Here is a 20026-nt window from a genome sequence, read left to right on the forward strand (position 1 = left end):
GCCACCCGACTGACCGCCAGCCCGGACAGAATCGGGCAATACCTCCGCCCGAAACTCCTCGCGGCAGCCTAAATCGGTATCGAACACCCTCTGAGACCGAGCGGCCGCGAGGCCCACCGGCCGACGACTCGGAGGCGGCCCCGGCGCGACCGGGCCCGGCGCAGCCGTCGCTGCGCCGGGCCCGGGTCCGTCGCTCCTCCGGTCAGCCGAGCGTCGCCCCGCGCTCCTGCGCCAGGGCCTCCAGACCGTACCTGGCCACGTGCTCGGCGTTGCCCAGGTCGATCGGCCGGACGCCCTCGGCCGTCAGCCGCTCGTTGATCGCGTCGAGATGACCCTGCACCAGCTGCTTCTCGGCCTCCGTGGTGCGTCCCTTGTGCGGCCGGCCGGCGTGCTCCAGGCTGGCGTAGTTGACCCGCTCCCTGGAGCCGGCTGGCGCCGCCTGGACCGGAACGGCCTGCGTCACGCGCTTGGCACCGCGCAGCACCTCGGCCATCGGGGCGGCGGACGCCAGCCGGTCGAAGGCGTCGGCCTCCAGCACCACCGTCTCCGGCTCGCCGGCATCCGGGTAGTGCAGCTCGATCGTCACCAGATCGAGCGCCAGGTCCTCCACCGCGGTCAACTCACTGCTCAGCGCCTCGATCTCGACCGGGCCGCCGTCCAGCTCGGGGTGCTGGCGCACCACGATGCGCACCAGGTCCCTGTCGTTGTCCACGTGCTCGCCGGTCAGGTCCGAGAACCGGATGATCTTCTGGCCCATGTCTTCCTCTCGCGATGGCGGTGATCAGTCCGAGAGCCTACGCCCGCACCCGATCACCGCCGACGCGGCGGTGGAGGACCCGAGGCCGGACGGGAACGGAGAGGTCGCGCTCCGGGCCGGGTTCGCGCTCAGGCCGTCCCGCGCAGCGCGGCCGTCGAGCGCTCCAGGAGGGTGCGCAGCTGGGCGCGCTCCCCGGCGTCGAGGGCGTCGGAGAGCCGCTGCTCCACGCCGCGGGCGAGGGCGTCCGCCTTCCGCGTGAGGGTGCGGCCGGACCGGGTGAGCCTGGCCACCAGCACCTTCTGGTGGATGCTGGAGGCCTCGCGGGTGATCAGGCCCTTGGCCTCCAGGTTGGTCAGGATCGTCGTCATGGTCTGCGGCGTGACCATGCACTCGCGGGCGAGCTGCGCCCCGGACATCCCGGAGGACTGCTGGAGCAGCAGCAGGGTGACGTACTGGGGCACCGTGAGGTCGACGGTGCGCAGCACCCGCGACTTCTCGCCGATCAGCGCCTGCTCGGCCCGCTTGATGGCGTGGCCGAGCCGGTCGTGGACCTCGGACGCGGCCTGCCGGTCGGAGCTGTCGTCGGTCACAGTGCTCGCACCCCTGGCTCCCCGGCTCCGGATCATTCGGGCTTTACGGTACATCAGGGGACTGCCGGGCCTCCACGGACGGGCCGACCCGCTGCCCGGCTCAGGACGCCGGGCGGACCGGCGCCATCCCGTGCAGCACCCGGCCGGCGGCGCGCTCGCGGTCGAGCTGCTCGGTGAAGACGGCGAGGCGCTGCTCGGGCTCCAGCTCGATCAGGCCGGGCGGCCAGGTGCCCGGCGGCACCAGGACGACCAGCGCGGCCCCCCGGCCGCGGGCCGCCGTCAGCCAGCCGGGCGACACCTCGACCCGGGCGTCGGGCTCCCATACCGACCGGCCGCCGACCAGCACCAGACGCACCACCCGGCCGCCGCCGACCTCGACGAGCCCGGTGGTGTCCGGAGGCTCCCCGGCGGCGATCACGAACCCGCTGTCGACCGCGGCCTCCACCAGTTCGCCGTGCAACGCGGGGCCGACCTCCACCAGCACCTCGGCGAACGGCAGCCCGTCCGCCGCCTCGCGCACTGCCAACGCCCACACCACCGGGGCCTGACCCCGGTCCGTCTCATCCGTCACACCGGATCAACGAGCCACCGCCGGTAAGGAGCCGGGGCCGGCGGGGTGGTTCGGGGAATCCGTGGTCGGAGCTGGTCGCGGCGGGCTTCGCCACCGCGGTGGTGTTCGGGCCGCGGACCCGGAGCAGCGCCGCACCGGGTCCGCGGCCCGTGCGCACGGCGTGCACACCTCCGCCGTCGAGGGCTGAGCCAACCCGGCGCGGGACCCGCTCCACGGCACACGCCCGGAACGGATCCCGCGCCGGGAGCCGGCTCAGTCGTGGGCGAGCGCCACCGCGCAGCCGATCGCGATGAGCACGACCACGCCCCACAGGTGGCCGCCGCCCGCCGACAACGTCTCCTCGCTGATGCCGAGTTCGCCGACGAGTCGGCGGACGGCGGGCACGTCCTGCCGGACCAGGGCGTTCTGGAGGTCCAGGTGTTTCTCCGGGTACTTCTCGAGCGACGCGAGGATGGCCCTGAGGTCACTCGTGGCCAGTTCGACGTGCTTCGGGTCGAATTTCTCCGGTGTCGCGACCTTCATGATCCGGTCGCTGGTCACCGGTACGCCGTTGACGTCCTTCGTGACGTCGGCGAAACCCATGATCAAACTCATCTGCGGTACCCCTGTCGGGTGTGGGCCCCTTCTCGGTGAGGGGCCGCCGTGGTCATCGTGACCTCGCGGGGACGGAGCCGGCCAACGGTGCTGGGCTGTCCAGCCGACGGCGCTCCGGGGCGCGGCGCCGCGCGTGGACGCGGGGCCCGGAGTGCCGTCGGCGGTTCAGGTGTCCGGCGGTTCAGGCGAGGACGAGGGCGTCCCACTGCTCCCGGGTGGGGCCGTCGTGCCGGGGGGAGAAGTCCGGGCGGGCGTCGAGCCAGGCGGTGACGTGGCGTTCCACCTCGTCGCTGCCGTAGGCGTCCGCGGCCGACCGCACCAGGTGGCGCACCTGGGCGCGGGCCCGCATCACGACCGGGTCCTCGAAGGCGCAGGCGGACAGCGCGGCGGCGCGCCGTTCGGCGAGGGTCGTGCCCTCGGCGAGGCGCTGCTCGGCGGCTTGGTCGGCCTTGACCTGCGCGTCGAACCACGGGCGGAGGGACTGCCGCGTCCAGGCGTGGTAGTCGGCCGGGTCGGCGGCGATCCGGTCGGCGTGGGAGGCGAGCTGCTGGGCGGCCTGCAGGCCCAGGGCGACGCCGTGGCCGAGGGTGGGGTTGGTGTGGACGAGGCTGTCCCCGGCGTTGACCAGGCCGGTGACGACCGGTCCGGCCTCGTCGACGAGGGAGGTCCAGCGGTTGTCCAGGCCGGCCATCGGCAGGACGGCGGACTGCGGCTCCGGGTCGAGGTCGAGCCAGGCGGCGGTCGCGGGGAAGGTGCGGGCGACCGCCTCGAACACCGCGGGGTCGGTGAGCGCGGTGCGCGTCGGGTCACCGGTGGAGAGCACCATGCTCAGCGCGAAGGTGTCGTTGTCGGAGGGGAAGACACCGGCGAGCGCGAAGGCCGCGGTGGAGCCGTTCTGCACCCGCCCGGGGTTGCGCGGTCCTTCGGCGCGCAGGCGGTACCAGCGGCACAGGTAGGTGATCCCGGTGCGGTGGTTCTCGACCACGGGCGGCCGGCAGCCGGCCGCGACCAGCCAGCCGGGGACGGGCGAGCGGCGCCCGGCCGCGTCGACGACGAGGTCGGTCGGGTGGGTGTGCGCACCGGCCCGCACGCCGGTGACGCGGTCCGGGAGGTCCGGCCGGTCCGGGTCGTCCAGTGCGAAGTCGAGGCCGGTCACCCGGACGCCCCGCCGCACCTCGACGGTGGGTTCCCGCCGCACGGCCGCGGCCAGGGCGGCCTCCAGCACGATCCGGCGGGTGCGCAGGGTCACCAGCTCCTCGTCGCCGGGCCGGTGCGGAGGGTGCTCGTCGAACCAGTCGAAGTCGTGGTACTCCCGGGCCCCGCGGGCCAGCAGGTCCGCGTGGACGTCGGGGGCCTCGGCGCGCAGGACGGCGCGCACCGGGGCGAGGAAGGAGTGGGGCTGGTTGGCCTGCGGTATTCGGGGCCGGTTCCAGTCGTGGAAGTCGCGGTCGAGGTCGTCCCCGGCCTGGCGCGCGTCCTGTTCGAAGAGCGTGACCGGATGGCCCCGCCGACCGAGCATGAGCGCCGTTCCCAGCCCACTGATACCGCCACCGATCACTGCAACCCGCGCCACTGGCTCCCCTTAGCTCTCGCGTCGTGTTGCGGAACGATCTTACCCGGTGGCACTGCGGCGCAGGTGGGGAGGGGGCGCCTGCGCGCCCGGGGCGGGTCAGTCGACGTGCAGGGTGAGCTCCGCGGTGTGGACCCGGCCGTCGGTCTGGAACTGGAGGAAGACCCGCCAGTCGCCGGGCTCGCCGAGCAGGGCGAGGAAGGTGAGCGTCGGGCCGCCGTGGTCGCCGTCCACGGTGCCGGTCGGGTGGAGGTGCGCCAGGGACTGGTCGCCCTGGTGGAAGGCGCTCAGGTGGGCGTAGCTGTCCAGGTAGGGCTGGAGGTCGGTGACCGGGCTGCCGTCCCGGGTGACGGTCGCCGTCAACTGGTGGGCGCCGGCCATCGGTTCGGCGCGCAGCGCGACGGTGTAGCCGTCGACGGTGGCGCTGCCGGCCGGGGCGGGCAGCGGTACGGTGGCGGCCCGGCCGGGCACGGTGACGGTGCGGCTGAGGACGAGCTCCTGGCCGCGGCGGGCGTCGGCGGGGACGAACGAGGCGTACAGCCGCCAGGTGCCGGGGGCGAGGTCGGCGAGCTCGGCGGTCCAGGTGCCGTCGGGGGCCATCTCCGGGTGGAGGTGCTGGTAGCCGGTGAGATCGGTGCGGATCGCGTAGAAGTGCATCGTGCGGGCCTGGTGGGCGGTGAAGCCGGTGACCGGCGCGCCGTTCGGCCCGATGACGCGGAAGCGGAAGGCGTTCGGGCGGCCCGCGGGCAGTTCGGTGGTGCCGGTGTCGAGCCGGTAGCCGTCCTGCTCGGCGGCGAGCCCCTGGCCGAGCGCCTGGCCGAGGGCCTGGGAGAGCCCAGGGTCGGTCGGGGAGGCGGTGGCCGGGCCGCTGGGCCGGGGATCGGGACTGGCCGGTGGCGCGGTCGCGACGACCCCGAGGACGAGCAGCGCGGGGATGCAGGAGGCGAGCAGCCAGCCTCGGGCGAACGGACGGGGGGCGGCGGTCACCGGTGGATCCTTCCCGTGGCGGCGGGCGTGCCGGCGGGGCGGCGCCCGGGGCCGAGGAGTTCGGCCTCACAGGAGTGGAGACCGCCGGCGGGCCCGGCGATAACGGAAAAGTCCGATCAATCGTTCGGGGCCTTCCCCCGCCCGGCGCCGGCGGCCCTCGCCCCTACCGTTCGGTGCTGCGGGGCAGGACGGGCTTCACGTCCAGCACCGGGGTGCCGTCGACGGCCTCCAGGTCGCTGACGCGCAGGCGCGGCCCGTCCTCGGCCAGCAGGTCGACGGCGAGGATGGTGACCCGGTGCAGTCCGATCGGGTTGGGGCGGTCGGGCGAGCGGGTGGCGAAGACCCCGGTCGCGGGCCGGGAGAGGTCTCCGCGGGGGTGGACGGCGAGCACCCCGCGGTCGGCCCGGTCGAGCCAGGTGAGCAGCAGGACGTCCTGTCCGACCCGGAGGTCGCGCAGGCCGCGCTCCACCGAGGGGTCGAAGCGGAGCCAGGCGTCGGGGCCGCCCTCGTCGCCCTGTTTGGGGGCGTCCGCGCGGTGGAGCAGTGGTGACTCGACCCGGCCGATGGCCCGGGCCAGGTAGTGCTCGTCCGTCATCGTTCGTTCCCTCTCCGCGTGGTGGACGCCGCCCGGTCGCCGCCCGGTCGCCGCCCGGTCGCCGCCCGGTCGGTGCCCGGTCGGTGCCCGGGAGTCCGGTGGGTCGCCGCCGGTGGGCGTCGTGCGTCACCGTCCTACCAGAGGGGCGTCCGGGCCGCCGGGCGTCGGGGCGGCCCGCCGTCGCGTCCGGCTGCGGTGGACCAGTGCGCCGACCAGGGCGCAGGCGGTGGCGACGGCCAGCAGGACGACGTCGAGGAATCCGGCGAGGACGAGGTCCGCCCGGCCCGCCCCGGCCGCGGCGGAGAACTCCGGGTCGACCAGCCCGCCCGGGTCCTCGGTGACGTCGACCTGCTCCCCGACGGTGTCACCCGCCTGGCAGTGGACACTCCGGACCCGTCCGGGCGCGTCCGCGTACCGCACGGCGCAGCGGTAGCTGGTCGTCCTGCCGTGGATCTCCCGCACCTCGGTGACCGTGCCGGAGTGGGCGACGCCGCGGGCCGTCAGCACGGTCGCCTGCGCGGTGCTCATGCTCAGCAGGGGTACCGCGATCACCGGGCCGAACACCAGCGCCAGCGCCACCCGCCGCAGGACGCCCGTCGGGCAGAGGCAGCACAGGGCGGTGATCAGACCGACGAGCCCGGTGATCACGAGAACCAGGGCGGGCGCCAGCAGCCAGGGGCCGAAGGCGCCGAGCGCGCCGCCGACCGGCAGCAGGACGGCCGCGGCGGGGAGCCACAGGGCCGTCAGCAGCGGGCGCGCCGGCCACGCGTCGTCACTTCCGCGGCTCCTGCGCCGTCGTGGGCGCCGCGGCGCGGGCACGTCGTTCGTCATGGCGGGAGATCCTGCCAGGTGACCCGGACAGCGGGTGCGGCGGGCGCTTCGGACGGGTGCCACCGCCGGTGGTGGACGGGCCGGAGGCGTCGGACGCGTCGGACGCCTCGGACGCCTCGGGGGGCCTCAGGCGCGGCTGCGGGCCGGCTCCCGGTCGGCTCGCGGCGCCGGCTCGCGGCGGGGGAGCAGCAGCGGGGTCGCCAGGGCGAGCAGTCCGGCGGCGGCGAGGGCGGTGCGCGGGCCGGTGACGCCGGCGAGCAGTCCGCCGAGCGCGGTGAGGACGGCGACGGAGGCCTGCTGGCCGATCGACCAGGCGGCCAGGGTCCGGGCCACGAGGTGCCCGGGCGTGCGTTCGAGCCGGTAGGTGGCGAGCACCGGGGTGTACAGGCTCATGTGGACGACGATCGCCAGCTCGACGGCGATCACCGTGACCAGGCCGGTCACGCCGGGGCGGACGAAGGCGAGGCCGACCAGCCAGACCACGCGCAGTGTGCCGACGGTCCGCAGGACCCGGTGCCGGCCGTGCCGGGCCACGACGCGGCGGGCCAGCCGCGATCCGACGAGCCCGCCGAGGCAGGGGAGGGCGAAGGCGAGGCCGTACTCCCAGGGAGCGAACCCGAGCCGGCGGACGAGGAGCACGGCCAGCACCGGTTCGGTGGCCATGATCAGGCCGGAGACGAGCAGGTTGTTGAGGTACAGCGCGCGCAGCCCGGGATCGCCGAGGATGTGGCGCCAGCCGTCCAGCACCGCGCCCGCCCGCACCGGGCTGCCGCCGGTCGGCCGCGGTGCCTCCCGGCCCCGGATCGCGGTGACGGCCAGGGCGGAGAACAGGTAGCTGACCGCGTCGGCCAGCACGGTGGCGACCGGGCCGAACAGGCCGATCGCGGCGCCGCCCAGGGGCGGCCCCACCGCGAGGGAGCTCCAGGTGGTGGACTCGAAGCGGGCGTTGGCCACCAGCAGGTCCTCCGGCCGGACGAGGGTCTTGAGGTAGGCGCCGGAGGCCGCGGTGAACGCGATCCTGGCGGCGGCGACCACGGCCGAGACCGCCAGCAGCTGGGCGAAGCCGAGCACACCCAGGGCGTACGCGGCCGGGACCGTCGCCATGGCCGCGAACCTGGTGAGGTCCATGGCGATCATGACGGGGCGCCTGCGCCGGACCTCCACCCACGGTGCGAGCGGCAGCGCGATCAGCGCGCCCACCGCGGGCCCGACCGCCGACAGGGCGGACACCTCGGCGGGGCCGGCGTGCACCACCAGTACGGCGACCAGCGGCAGTGCCCCGAACCCCAGCCCGGAGCCGTAGGCGCTGACCGCGTACGCCGACCACAGCCAGCCGAACTCCCGGCCCAACGGCCTCCTGCCCACCATGCCCAGCACGCTCCCCTGCCCGCCCCGACCGAACAAACCCGAGTTGACCGGAGAGAGCCAACCGGCCCGGACAAGCGCAGGTCAAACAACCTCATGGGCCCACACCCACAACCATCCGTTGTTCCCTACAGTGGGTCGGCATGGACCTCGAAGCCGTACGCACCTTCGCCGCCGTCGCGGAGGCGGGCCAGTTCCAGCTGGCCGCCGCCGGGCTGTCGATCACCCAGCAGGCCGTCTCCAAGCGCGTCGCGGCCCTGGAGCGCGACCTCGGAGTGCGCCTGTTCACCCGCACGCCCCGCGGCGCCGACCTCACCATCGACGGCCAGGCGTTCCTGCCCCACGCCCGCGAGCTGCTGCGTGTCGCCGACCGCGCGGCCGGATCCGTGCGCACCGACCGCCGCCCGCTGCGGGTGGACGTGATCAACTCGCGCGGCGCGGCCTCGGCGCTGATGCGCGGCTTCCACCGCACGCACCCCGGGATCGACCTGGACGTGCTGATGCTCCTCGACATCGAGAACGCCGTGGCCGCCATCCGCTCCGGCGCGATCGACGCGTCCTTCCGCGCCGTCGCGATGCCCGGCCGGCCGCTTCCCGAGGACATCGCCTCCGTCCGGGTGGTCGACGAAACCCTGCAGCTCCTCACCGGCCCCGCCCACGCCCTGGCGGAGGCACGGTCGGTGACCCCCGCCGAGCTCGCCGGCCACCGGATCTGGATCCCCGGCATCGTCCCCGGCAGCGAATGGGGCGCCTACTACGACGACCTCGCCGCCGAGTTCGGTCTCACCATCGAGGCCACCGGCCCCAACTTCGGCTCCGACGCCCTGCTCGACACCATCGCCGACACCCCGGCCCTGGCCACCTTCACGGGAGTGGACACCCGCCTGGTCTGGCCCACCGGCCACGGGCTGCGCCGCATCCCGGTGACCGCTCCGACGCCCGTCTACCCGCACTCGCTGCTGTGGCACCGGGACAACCCCCACCCGGCGCTGGCCACCCTGCGCACCCACCTGGCCGCGACGGCGGCCGGCCACGACGCGGCCGGGACCTGGCGGCCGGGCTGGGTGTCCCCGCGCTGAACGCGGCGTCAGGGCCGCGCGCGTTCGAGGGAGCCGGGGCCGAACGGGCCGGGATCGGACGTGTTGGGTCCGGACGGGCCGGGTTCGCGCGCCCCGGGCCGGGCGGGCCCGCTCAGACCGTCGCGACCCTGGCGGGCTCCGGGGGCCAGGTGCCGGCGGCCAGCACACCGGTGGCGTAGGCGTGGGCGACCAGCGCGGTGCGGTTGGGCACCTGCCAGCGCCGGCTCAGCCGGGCGAGGTGGTAGTTGACGCCGTCCGGGGTGAGCCCGATCTCCCGGGCGATGTGGGCGGTGGTGGCGCCCCGGGCGGCGGCGGCCAGGATCCGGGCCTCGACCGGGCTGGCCTCGGCGCGCCGGTCCGCCGGCGGCACGGCGGGCGCGGGCGCGTCCACGCGGCTGAGCGAGAGCAGCAGCGAGGGCGTCTCCTCCGGGGTGTCGCCGACCAGGTCGACGGTCATCTCGCCGTGCCGCCGGGTGCCGTCGGCGGGGGACCAGGAGACCCGGGCCGGGTACCGCGAGCGGCGGTGCAGCCGGACGGCCTCGGCCAGGGCCGGCAGGGTGGCGCTGTCCCGGAGGGTGAAGAACTCCAGGATCCTCCGGTTCCGCAGCTGGCCCGGCAGGAGGCCGAACTCGGCGGCCATCGCCCGGTTGGCGATCAGCAGACGGCCGCCGAACTCGCAGACGGCGATGGGCATCGACACGTGGTCGAGCAGCCGCAGGGCGCGGTTGCGCCAGACCACCGCGGGGTTCTGCCGGGGGTCCGTCGCCAGCCCGCATTCGTCGATGGCTCCCATGCGCCGTTCGTCTCCTCCGGTAGCCGGGTCGGTCGGGTCCTCAGGGTCGGCAGGCAGACCTGACGGTTCGTAGGCAAGTCTGCGGACCGCGTCGGCACTACACAATCATGTAGTGACCGCGGCCCGCGGGTCCGTCCGGCGGCTCAGAGTGGAGGGAGAGCCGACAACGTTCCTGCTGCGGAAGGCGGACCACTGATGACGGACACCGTGCCGGACTCCTCGACCGGGTCCCCGGCCACGTCCTTGACCGGGTTCCTGACCGAGTTCCTACCCGAGTCGTCGACCGAGTCCCTGACCGAGCCCCTGACCCGGGCGTCGGCCGGTGCCATGACCGGAGTCCCGGTGGTGGACATCTCCTCGGCCCCTCCGACGGCCGCCCCCGTCCTGCGCACCCTGGAACTGGGCAGAACGCACGGCCCCGCCTTCGTCCAGCGGCTGCACGGCCGGGACACCCTGATCGTCGGCAGCCTGGAACTGGTCGCCGAGCTGGCCGACGAGGAGCGCTTCACCAAGGCGATCGGCCCGGCGCTGGAGAACGTCCGCGAGTTCACCGGGGACGGCCTGTTCACCGCCTACAACGGCGAGCCGAACTGGTCCAGGGCGCACGACATCCTGATGCCCGCCTTCGCCCTCGGCTCGATGCGCACCTACCACCCGGTGATGCTGCGGGTGGCCCGCCGGCTGATCGACACCTGGGACCGTCGGGCGGCCGCCGGACTGACGGTGGACGTGTCCGGCGACATGACCCGGATGACCCTGGACACCATCGGGCTGGCCGGGTTCGGCTTCGACTTCGGCTCCTTCGAGCGGGACGAGCCGCACCCGTTCGTCGAGGCGATGGTGCGCTGCCTGGAATGGGCGATGACCAGGCTCATCCGCTCCCCGGAGCTCGACCACACCGAACGCGACGCGGCCTTCCGCCGGGACGCCGACTACCTGGCCTCGGTGGTGGACGAGGTGATCGCGGCGCGCACCTCGGACGGGCGGCAGGACGGCGCGGCGGCCGCGGGCGAGCAGCCCGGCGGTGCGACGACCGCCGCGACGACCGCTTCGACGCGCGGTGCCACGACCGCCGCGACGACCGCTTCGACGCGCGGTGCCACGACCGCCGCGACGCGGGGGGAGCCGGCCGAGGACCTGCTCGGCCTGATGCTGGGCGCGGTCCACCCCGCCGACGGGACGCGGCTGGACCCGGCGAACATCCGCAACCAGGTGATCACCTTCCTGATCGCCGGGCACGAGACCACCTCGGGCGCGCTGTCCTTCGCGCTGTACCACCTCGTCAAACACCCGTCCGTGCTGCGGCAGGTCCAGCAGGAGGTGGACGCGCTCTGGGGCGACCAGGCCGACCCGCAGCCCTCCTACGAGGACGTCGGACGGTTGCGCCACACCCGGCAGGTGCTCAACGAGGCGCTGCGACTGTGGCCGACGGCCCCCGCCTTCAGCCGCGAGGCCCGGGTGGACACCCTGCTCGGCGGCCGGATCCCGGTCCGCGCCGGGGAGCCCGTCCTGGTGGCGACCACGATGCTGCACCGGGACCCGGCCTGGGGCGACAACCCGGAGCTGTTCGACCCGTCCCGGTTCGACCCGGAGGCGGAGGCGGCGCGCTCCGCGCACGCCTTCAAGCCCTTCGGTACCGGCGAACGGGCCTGCATCGGGCGGCAGTTCGCGCTGCACGAGGCGACCATGCTGCTTGCCATGCTGGTCCACCGCTACCGGCTGATCGACCACGCGGACTACCGGCTCGCGGTCAAGCAGACCCTCACCATCAAGCCCGACGGCTTCACCCTCGCCCTCGCCCCGCGTACGCCCGCACCCCCGGCCGCCGCCGACACCCGCTCCGCACCCGACGCACCCGCCCGCACCGCGACCGGCCGGCCCGGACGCGTCCGTCAGGGCACCGGCCTGCTGCTCCTGCACGGCTCCAACTACGGGGCCTGCCGCGAGTTCACCCGGCAGCTCGCGGAGGCGGCCGCCGCGCTCGGCTGCGAGACCGCGACCGCCCCGCTGGACGCCTACGCGGACGGGCTGCCCACCGACCGCCCGGTGGTGATCACCGCCGCCTCGTACAACGGGCAACCGACCGACGACGCAGCCGCGTTCGTCCGGAGCCTGCGGGAGTCGCCGGACGGCGCGGCCGACGGCGTGGAGTACGCGGTGCTGGGCGTCGGCGACCGCACCTACGCCGCCACCTACCAGCGCGTCCCGGTGCTGATCGACGAGCGGCTCGCCGCCCTCGGCGGCACCCGGCTGCTCACCCGCGGCGAGGCCGACGCCTCCGGCGACCTGGCCGGCACGGTGGAGGCCTTCACCACCGCCCTGCGCGACCTCCTGCTGGAGCGGTACGGGGACGCCGAGGCGCCCGCCGCACGCCCGGTGGAGGAGGCGGCGGCCTACACGGTGACCGAACTGGCCGGCGGCCCGCTGGACGCGCTGGCCGCCCGGCACGGCATGAGCGAGCTCACCGTCACCGAGGTCGGCCACCTGACCGACCCGGGATACCCCCGGGTGAAGCGGCTGGTCCGCCTCAGGCTGCCGGCGGGCGTCGACTACCGGACGGCCGACCACCTCACCGTGCTGCCGGCCAACGACCCGGCGCTGGTCGAGCGGGCCGCCGGGCTGTTCGGCGCCGACCCGGAGACGGTGCTCTCCGTCGTGGCGCACCGGCGCACCGGCCCGGCCGTCGACCGCCCGCTGACCGTCCGCGAACTGCTCACCCACCACGTGGAGTTGCAGGACCGGCCGACCGCCGCGCAGCGCGCCGCACTGGCCGCGCTCAACCCCTGCCCGCCCGAGCGGGCCGCCCTGGCCGGGCTCCCCGAGGACGACCCGCGCACCCTGCTGGACCTGATCGAGGACCACCCGGCCCTGCGCGGGGTGCTGACCTGGCCGGTGCTGCTGGAGCTGCTGCCGCCGATCCGCCCCCGGCACTACTCGATCTCCTCCTCGCCCACCGGCGACGCGCGGCAGGTCGACCTGATGGTCTCCGTGCTCAGCGCCCCCGCCCGTTCGGGCCGCGGTGCCTTCCGCGGCACCGGCTCCGGGTACCTGGGCCGGCTGGCCGTCGGGGCGACCGTGCTGGCCCGGGTCCGGCCCTGCCGGGAGGTGTTCCGCATCGGCCACCGCACACCGGTGATCATGATCGCGGCGGGCACCGGGCTGGCGCCCTTCCGCGGCGCCGTGGCCGACCGCCGCGCGCTGCTCGCCACGGGGGCCGAACTCTCCCCGGCGCTGCTGTACTTCGGCTGCGACGACCCGGCGGCCGACTACCTGCACCGGGGCGAACTCGAGGCGGCCGAGCGGGCCGGCGCGGTGTCGCTGCGGCCCGCGTTCAGCGAGCGGCCCGTCGACGGGCGGCGCTTCGTCCAGGACCGCGTCGCGGCCGAGGGGGCGGAGGTCTGGGCGCTGCTCGCTGCCGGCGCGCAGGTGTACGTGTGCGGGGACGGCGCCCGGATGGCGCCCGGCGTGTGGGCCGCCTTCCGCGACCTCTTCCTGCGGCGGACGCCGGGCGCGGACGAGCAGCGGGCCCGGGGCTGGCTCCAGGGGCTGGTCGAGGACGGCCGCTACGTGGAGGACGTGTACGCGGGCTGACCCGGCGCCGGGCGACCGGCCGGTTCCGCCGGAGGGCCGTGGCGCACCCGGCGGAACCGGGGGTGTCGACGGTGGCGCCCCCGGCGGAGCCGTACCGCGGCCGTCAGACCGGCAGCGACCAGTACTGGTTGGCCTGGTGGTCGCCGCAGGTCCACAGCTGCACCCGGGTGGCGTTGGCGCTGCCGCCGCCGTAGACGTCCAGGCAGAGGCCGGAGCCGGCGAGCGTGCCGTCCGGCCCGGCCGTCCACTGCTGGAGCCCGCTGCCGCAGGTGCTCAGCACCACCGCGCTGCCGGCCGTGGCGCCCGTGGCGGTCAGGCACTTGCCGAGGGTGCGGACGGTGCCGTCGGCGGCCCTGGCCCAGCGCTGGTTGGCGTTGCCGGTGCAGTCGTAGAGGATCACCGGGTTGCCGTCGGCGGTGCCGCTGCCGGAGTCGTCCAGGCAGCGGGCGCCGTTGCCGGTGACCTGGCCGGTGGGCACGGCGGCCGCGCAGCCCGCGCCGGGGGTGAGCCGCCAGACGGCGGTGCCGTGGGCCGGGACGCTCTGGCTCAGGGCCGTCGAGGTGGTCGAGGTGGCGCCGGTCCAGAGGTCCCGGGCCGTGACGGTGCAGCCGGGCAGGCCGACGGCGCTCAGCGCGACGCCGAGCGTCTGCGTGCTGTTCGAGCGGTTGAGCACGGCCACCGCGCGGTCGCCCCCGGCGAGCGGCCTGGCCAGCACGTCGGCGGTCGCCGTGCTGGAGACCACGGCGGCCTGCCGGCCCAGCGGGTCCTGGTCGACGGCGATCAGCGCGGTGTTGCCGAGCGCGCCGAGGCCGGCCGCGGAGAGCCTGGAGACGTCGGAGGAGAGGATCAGCGGCGCGGCCGACATCGACCAGAGCGCGACCTGGCTGCGGGCCTCGTCGTCGGTCAGTCCGGCGTCGCCGGCGATCAGGAAGTCCGGGTCGTTCCAGTGGCCGGGCGAGGCGAAGGAGCCGATCCAGCGGTTGTAGCCGTAGTTGCCGAGGACGCTGGACCAGCGGCTCGCGTTCGGGTGTGCGGCGTCGTAGGTCGCGATGTCGTAGCCCTCGCGCCAGAGCTGGCCGTCCTGGCCGACCCACGACAGCACCTTGAACCAGTCGGCGTTGCCCCACTCGCCGGACTGGAAGTAGGCGGGCGCGGACTCGGAGAAGACGATGTCCCGGCCGGCGGCGCGCAGCGCGGCCGCCTGGGCGTCGTAGGCCTGGCGGTAGGCCTGCTGCTGGCTCTGGCCGGGCGAGAGGTGGAGGTTGCAGCCGTCGAGCTTGAGGTAGTCGACGCCCCAGGCGGCGAAGGCGGCGGCGTCCTGGGCGAAGTGGTCGGGTTCGCCGCGGGTGCCGAGGCCACTGCCGGGATAGCCGCCGCAGGTCGTGGAGCCGGCGTCCTCGTAGATGCCGAACTTCAGGCCGCGGGCGTGCAGGTAGGAGCCGAGCCAGGCCATGCCGTGCGGGAACTTGGCCGGGTCGGCGGTGAGGTTGCCGGCGGGGTCGCGGGCGGTGGACATCCAGCAGTCGTCCACGGTCACGGTGTCGTAGCCCTTGGCGGCGAGTCCGGTGGAGACGAGGGCGTCGGCGTTGGCGGTGACGGTGCGTTCGTCGATGGCGCACTGGTAGTGGGCCCAGTCGTTCCAGCCCATCGGCGGGGTGGCGGCGAGGGCGCCGCCGGCGGGCGCGGGGGCGGGGGAGGCCTGGGCGGGTGCGGTGGACACCAGGGACAGGGCGAGCAGCGCGGCGGACAGGGCGCCGGCGGCGAGCCGGCGCCGGGGTGTGCGGGAGGGGGGCACGGCGGACTCCTTGCTCAGGGGGAGGTGAGGAGAAGTGCGCCCCAAGTGCACTGCTTCTGCGCAGTACTGTCAATATGAATGACCTAATGAGCAACTCTGAGCAGAGTCTGTCGAGTTCTGGACACAGGGTCTGCCGCGGCGCTCCCGCGCAGGGGAGCGCCCGGTCAGGCGGGCAGACCGACCGCGCGCTCGCGGTTGCGGCGCTGCTGGATGACGACGGCGGCGACCAGCAGGGCGCCCTGGGCGACGTTCTGCCAGAAGGAGTTGATGCCCTGCACGGTGAGGCCGTTCTGCAGCGCGCCGAGCAGGGCGACGGCGAGCAGCGTGCCGCCGACACCGCCCCGGCCGCCCTTGAGGGCGCAGCCGCCGAGGGCGGCGGCGGTGATCGACTGCAGCTCCAGGCCCTCGCTGCCGGAGACGGGCTGGCCGCTGCCGGTACGGGCGGTGAGCAGGATGCCCGCCAGGGCCGCGACGGTGCCGGAGAGGGCGTAGGCCGCGAGGAGGTACTTGTTGAGGTTGATGCCGGCCAGGCGGGCGGCGGTGTCGTTGCCGCCGATCGCGTAGACGTTGCGGCCGATGTCGGTGTACGTGAGCAGGGCGTGCACGGCGACGGCCGTGAGGATCAGCAGCCAGACCATGGTGGGCAGGCCGGCGATCCTGCCGCGGCTGAGGAAGACGAACACCGGATCGCCCAGGACGTAGCCCTGGGCGCGGCCGTCCGAGACGAGTTGGGCGACGCCCTTGTAGGCGGCGAGCCCGGCGAGGGTGGCGATGGTGGGGTTGACCCGGCCGTAGACGATCACGGCCCCGTTGAAGAGACCGATGCCCGCGCCGATGGCCAGAGCGGCGCCGATGCCGAGGTAGGGGTTGGCGCCGGCGGAGGTGAACACCATGGCGCTGGTGACGGAGGCGAGGCCGGCCTGGGAGCCGACCGAGATGTCCAGGCCGCCGCAGATGATCACGACGGTCTGCACGACGGCCAGCAGGCCGGAGATGGTGGCCGCCTCGGCGATGACCCGGATGTTGTCCCAGCCCACGAAGTTGGGGTCGAGCCAGCCGAACAGGGCGACCACGGCGACGAGGGCGCCGATCAGGCTGAGGTTCTGGCCGCCGATCGCGGCGAGCAGGCGGCGCGGGCCGCCGGACCGTGCGGGCAGGGCCCCGGCGTCGGGGGCCGGGGCGGTCGGGGGAGTGGCGGTGGTCATCGGGTCTCTCCGGTCTGGGCTGCGTCGGTGGCGCTGGCGGTCGCTGCGTCGGCGCAGGCGCAGGCGCAGGCGCAGGCGCAGGCGCAGGCGCCGGTGGTGGTGGGGTCGGCGGCCGCGGCGAGGTCCTCGGCCATGGCGAGGGCGAGGACGGCCTCCTCCGTCGCCTGGTCACGGGTGAGTTCGCCGGTCGTGCGGCCGTTCTGCATCACCACGATCCGGTCCGCCAGGCCGAGGACCTCGGGCAGTTCGGAGGAGATGACCAGGACGGCGGTGCCCTCGCGGGCGAGGTCGGCGATGATCCGGTAGATCTCGGCCTTGGCGCCGACGTCGACGCCGCGGGTGGGTTCGTCGAGGATCAGCAGGTCGGGCTTGCGGGCGAGCCAGCGGGCCAGGACGACCTTCTGCTGGTTGCCGCCGGAGAGGGTGCGGACGTCGGCCTCGACGGAGGGGGCGCGGACCCGCAGGCGGTCGGCGTACTCCTGGGCGAGGGCCCGCTCCTGGCGGCGCCGCACGAAGCGCCAGCGACGGAGCCGGTGCAGGCTCACCAGGGAGGTGTTGTCGCGGATCGAGCGCTGCAGGAACAGCGCCTGGGCCTTGCGCTCCTCCGGGGCCAGGCCGATTCCGGCGGCGACGGCGTCACGCGGGTTCCGCAGCCGTAGCACCTCGCCGTTGAGGGCCACCGTGCCCGAGCGGACGGGGGCGTCGCCGGCCAAGGCGAGCGCGAGCTCGGAGCGCCCGGCGCCGATCAGGCCGGCCAGCGCGACCACCTCGCCCGCCCGGACCCGGAGACTGACACCGGCGACGTCGTCGGTGGTGAGGCCCCGGACGTCGAGGACCACGCGCTCGGTGGCGACCTGCTGACGGACGAACAGCGAGGAGAGGTCCCGGCCGACCATGAGGCGCACGAGCTCCGCCTCGTCCGTGGCGGCGGCCTCGACCACGCCGGCGACCCGGCCGTCGCGCAGTACGGCGATGCGGTCGGCGAGCCGGAAGACCTCCTTCATCCGGTGGGAGACGTAGACGACCGCGACGCCCGCGTCCCGCAGCCGTCCGATCAGGGCGAAGAGGGCCTCGACCTCGTGCTCGGAGAGCGAGGAGGTGGGCTCGTCGAAGGCGATCGCACGGGGCGGGACGGAGCCGGTGAGGGCTCGCATGATCTCGACCAACTGGCGCTGGGCAGGGGTGAGTTCGGAGCCGAGCAGGTCGGGGTCGAGCACCTTGGCGAAGCCCAGCCTGGCCAGGTCCGCGGTGATCCGGCGACGCAGCCCGGCGCGGTCCAGGAGGCGCAGCCGGGTGCGTGGCAACGCGCCGGCGTAGACGTTCTCGGCGACCGGCACGTGCGGGATGATCTCGGGCTCCTGCGGGATGATCCGGATCCCCGCGCGGCGGGCGTCCTGCGGGGAGTGCAGGTCGACGGTCTCGCCGTCCAGCAGGACGCGCCCCTCGGTGGGGCGGTGGTCGCCGGTGAGGATGCGCAGCAGGGTGGACTTGCCGGCGCCGTTCTCGCCCATCAGGGCGGTGACCCGGCCGGGAGGGAAGTCGAGCGTGACGCCCTCCAGCGCCCGGACGGCGCCGAAGCGCTTGGAAACGCCCTCGGCGCTCAGGCCCGGGGGCCGGTTCGGTGGTGGGACGGGGGGCGGTACGGGTGTGGTCATCTGGGCCTCGTCGGCGGTGCGGTGCGGTGCGAACGGTCGGGAGGGGCCGTGGGTCCGGCCGGCGCGGCCGGGGGCGGGGTCTGCCGGGGCGACGCCCGCGGCGCGGTGGCGGGCCGCCACCGGTGGGCGCCGGACGAGGCGTCAGCTGCAGGACACGCCCGCGGACCGCCAGGTTGCGGGGTCGACCATGGTGGTCGGGGCGAAGGCCTCCTGCGGGAAGTCCTTGCCGTTCTTGAGCTTGTCGTACATGGTCTGCACCGACAGGGCGCCGACGTCCCGGCCGCTGATGAACAGAGCGGCCTTCATCCCGGAGGGCTTGCCGGCGGCCCAGTCCTTGCAGGCGAGGTAGGCGCCCAGGCCGACGCCGTCGATGTCGTCCGGGCTGATCCCGGCGTTCTGCAGGGCGGTGACGGCGCCCTGGACGTTCTCGTCGTTGCAGCCCCAGACCACCCAGTGCTTCACGCCGGGGTTGGCGGTGATGGTGGCGGCGACCTTGTCCTGCGCGCCGGTGGGGGAGTTGTCGGTGGCGACGTCGAGCAGCTGCACGCCCGGCACGGCCTGGTCGAAGGCGGCCCCGGCGGCCTTCACGCGGTCGCCGCAGACGGTGACGTCCTGCTTCCACGCGGAGATGATCCGGGTGTCGGCGGCGTTCCACCCGGCCTTCCGGAACTCCTCGGCGGCACGCCGGCCGACCTGCTGGCCCATCTGCTGGCCGGAGAAGCCGATCCGGGGCACCAGGTCGGTCGCCGCGCACTGTGCCGGCGCCGGTCCGCTGGTGCAGACCTGGTCGTCGGAGGTGAGCAGTGCGGCCTTCGCGTCCCGGGCCGTCTGCACGACCTGCGGGCCGACCGCCGGGTCCGGCACCACGATGATCAGGCCGTTGCTCTTCCGGGCGATCGCGGCCTGCACTTCGCCGACCGTCCGGTTGGCGTCGTTGCCGAGGTTCACCACCTTCAGGTCGGCGCCCAGTTCGGCGGCCTTGGCCTTCGCGCCCGCGGCCTCGTCCACGAAGTACTGCTGGTCGCCCTGTTTCTGCAGGTAGGTGATCGAGACCTTGCCGGACACCGGCGCGACCGGGGCGTCGGCGGCGCCGGAGGAAGTCTGCCCGGTGGAGCAGGCGGTCAGCCCGAGGGTGGTGACCAGGCTCAGGGCGGCGATCGGGGCCAGTCGGCCACGGGGGGAGAGGTGCATGGCGGGGCTCCTGAGGGGTGGGGGACTGAGCTACGGGAAACAACAGAAGCGATCAGAAAACGTCGCAATCAAACGTGACGGTTCCTGGGAGGGTGCCCAGCTCGGAGGCGAGTCAAGCCCAGGTTTCGCGGCGGGAGTCGGGGAGGCCTTGTGGTGGTGTCACCACGCCGCGGACGGTGGCGAGATCGGTGGTTTGAGTCGTGATTTCGCCTGTCACAGCAGGTCGTTGCTGTGATCGGGATCGTCTGTCGGTCTGGTGCTCCGTTGCCCTGGACAGCTTCGAGCAAAGCCGGGGCAGCGTCAATAGGCCTGGCAGGAGCATGCTGACAGGGCGGTCCAGGGCCCTCTGGTGGCCCCGGACCCGCCGCAGTTGCGTACCGTCAGGGTGGCTGAATTTGTTGATTGATGTTTAAATCTGGCGCCTGGTCCCCGCCCGTCCCCGTCGGGGAGGGTGGCCGTCGGCGTCCCGGGGGCCGTCAGGCCGGTGTCACCACGTCGAAGCGCTCGGCGCCGAGGACCCAGTGGCCGCGGCGCATGACGGCGACCAGGTCGTAGGTCGCGGAGTCGAGGGCGACGAGGTCGGCGAGTTTGCCGGTCTCGAGGGAGCCGGTGGTGCCGGCGAGGCCGAGCAGTCGGGCGGGGGTGGTGGAGAGCGACTCGACGGCCTGGGCGAGGGTCAGCCCGCCCACGGTGACGGCCCGTTGGAACACCCGGTCGAGGGTCAGGGTGGAGCCGGCGATGGAGCTGCCGTCGGGGAGCATGGCGACGCCGTCCTGGACGCGGACCTGGAGGGGGCCGAGGGGGTAGAGGCCGTCGCCCATGCCGGCGGCGCCCATGGCGTCGGTGATCAGGGCGAC

Annotated in this window: 17 protein-coding genes; 2 read left to right on the forward strand and 15 right to left on the reverse strand. The window is 74.7% G+C overall.

Annotated features, from left to right (window positions below; all coding sequences use genetic code 11):
* Nucleotides 1-202: 202 nt before the first annotated feature.
* The 9 genes from ACIRS1_RS38005 to ACIRS1_RS38045 form a co-directional block, all read right to left on the reverse strand.
* A complete protein-coding gene (locus tag ACIRS1_RS38005) occupies nt 203-757 on the reverse strand; it encodes a hypothetical protein (protein WP_402847207.1) in 555 nt (184 codons plus the stop codon).
* Nucleotides 758-885: 128 nt separating this feature from the next.
* Nucleotides 886-1347 (reverse strand): MarR family transcriptional regulator, encoded by a 462-nt coding sequence (locus tag ACIRS1_RS38010; RefSeq protein WP_360219343.1) that lies wholly within the window; start codon nt 1345-1347, stop codon nt 886-888.
* A 100-nt stretch (nt 1348-1447) separates the two neighbouring features.
* Nucleotides 1448-1873, reverse strand: coding sequence for a hypothetical protein (locus tag ACIRS1_RS38015; protein ID WP_402847208.1), 426 nt, complete (start codon nt 1871-1873; stop codon nt 1448-1450).
* 297 nt (nt 1874-2170) lie between these two features.
* A complete protein-coding gene (locus tag ACIRS1_RS38020) occupies nt 2171-2512 on the reverse strand; it encodes a hypothetical protein (RefSeq protein WP_402847210.1) in 342 nt (113 codons plus the stop codon).
* 181 nt (nt 2513-2693) lie between these two features.
* Nucleotides 2694-4085, reverse strand: a complete 1392-nt coding sequence (locus ACIRS1_RS38025; protein WP_402847212.1) for an FAD-dependent oxidoreductase — start codon at nt 4083-4085, stop codon at nt 2694-2696.
* A gap of 96 nt (nt 4086-4181) precedes the next feature.
* A complete protein-coding gene (locus ACIRS1_RS38030; RefSeq protein WP_402847215.1) occupies nt 4182-5069 on the reverse strand; it encodes a hypothetical protein in 888 nt (295 codons plus the stop codon).
* Between the two features lie 163 nt (nt 5070-5232).
* Nucleotides 5233-5664 carry a tRNA (N6-threonylcarbamoyladenosine(37)-N6)-methyltransferase TrmO gene (gene tsaA, locus ACIRS1_RS38035; RefSeq protein WP_402847216.1) on the reverse strand — a complete coding sequence of 144 codons (432 nt, stop codon included), beginning with the start codon at nt 5662-5664 and terminating at the stop codon, nt 5233-5235.
* Nucleotides 5665-5790: 126 nt separating this feature from the next.
* Nucleotides 5791-6495: a hypothetical protein gene (locus tag ACIRS1_RS38040; protein WP_402847218.1), complete on the reverse strand. Its 705-nt coding sequence runs from the start codon at nt 6493-6495 to the stop codon at nt 5791-5793.
* A gap of 126 nt (nt 6496-6621) precedes the next feature.
* Nucleotides 6622-7863, reverse strand: coding sequence for an MFS transporter (locus ACIRS1_RS38045; RefSeq protein WP_402847219.1), 1242 nt, complete (start codon nt 7861-7863; stop codon nt 6622-6624).
* Between the two features lie 140 nt (nt 7864-8003).
* Here ACIRS1_RS38045 and ACIRS1_RS38050 point away from each other — a divergent pair, with 140 nt between their 5' ends.
* Nucleotides 8004-8939 carry a LysR family transcriptional regulator gene (locus ACIRS1_RS38050; RefSeq protein ID WP_402847220.1) on the forward strand — a complete coding sequence of 312 codons (936 nt, stop codon included), beginning with the start codon at nt 8004-8006 and terminating at the stop codon, nt 8937-8939.
* 112 nt (nt 8940-9051) lie between these two features.
* Here ACIRS1_RS38050 and ACIRS1_RS38055 read toward each other — a convergent pair whose 3' ends face one another.
* Nucleotides 9052-9732: a LuxR C-terminal-related transcriptional regulator gene (locus tag ACIRS1_RS38055; protein ID WP_402847222.1), complete on the reverse strand. Its 681-nt coding sequence runs from the start codon at nt 9730-9732 to the stop codon at nt 9052-9054.
* Nucleotides 9733-10059: 327 nt separating this feature from the next.
* Here ACIRS1_RS38055 and ACIRS1_RS38060 point away from each other — a divergent pair, with 327 nt between their 5' ends.
* The gene (locus tag ACIRS1_RS38060) at nt 10060-13323 is read left to right on the forward strand and encodes a bifunctional cytochrome P450/NADPH--P450 reductase (protein WP_402847234.1); all 3264 of its coding nucleotides are present in this window, start codon (nt 10060-10062) and stop codon (nt 13321-13323) included.
* Between the two features lie 103 nt (nt 13324-13426).
* Here the strand turns inward: ACIRS1_RS38060 and ACIRS1_RS38065 are convergent, their stop codons facing one another.
* The 5 genes from ACIRS1_RS38065 to ACIRS1_RS38085 all read right to left on the reverse strand — a co-directional run.
* Entirely contained in the window at nt 13427-15118 is a 1692-nt protein-coding gene (locus ACIRS1_RS38065; RefSeq protein ID WP_402847224.1) for a ricin-type beta-trefoil lectin domain protein, read from the reverse strand.
* Nucleotides 15119-15282: 164 nt separating this feature from the next.
* Nucleotides 15283-16323: an ABC transporter permease gene (locus tag ACIRS1_RS38070; protein WP_402847226.1), complete on the reverse strand. Its 1041-nt coding sequence runs from the start codon at nt 16321-16323 to the stop codon at nt 15283-15285.
* Complete coding sequence (locus ACIRS1_RS38075; RefSeq protein ID WP_402847228.1) at nt 16320-17978, reverse strand: sugar ABC transporter ATP-binding protein; 1659 nt, start codon at nt 17976-17978, stop codon at nt 16320-16322. The genes ACIRS1_RS38070 and ACIRS1_RS38075 overlap by 4 nt, the downstream gene beginning before the upstream one ends.
* 141 nt (nt 17979-18119) lie before the next feature.
* Nucleotides 18120-19169, reverse strand: a complete 1050-nt coding sequence (locus ACIRS1_RS38080) for a substrate-binding domain-containing protein (RefSeq protein WP_402847230.1) — start codon at nt 19167-19169, stop codon at nt 18120-18122.
* A 476-nt stretch (nt 19170-19645) separates the two neighbouring features.
* Nucleotides 19646-20026, reverse strand: a 381-nt coding sequence (locus tag ACIRS1_RS38085) for an amidohydrolase family protein (RefSeq protein WP_402847232.1), incomplete at its 5' end; no start/stop codon positions are given.

It is taken from the genome of Kitasatospora sp. NPDC101176, assembly GCF_044768035.1.
Classification (GTDB): domain Bacteria; phylum Actinomycetota; class Actinomycetes; order Streptomycetales; family Streptomycetaceae; genus Kitasatospora.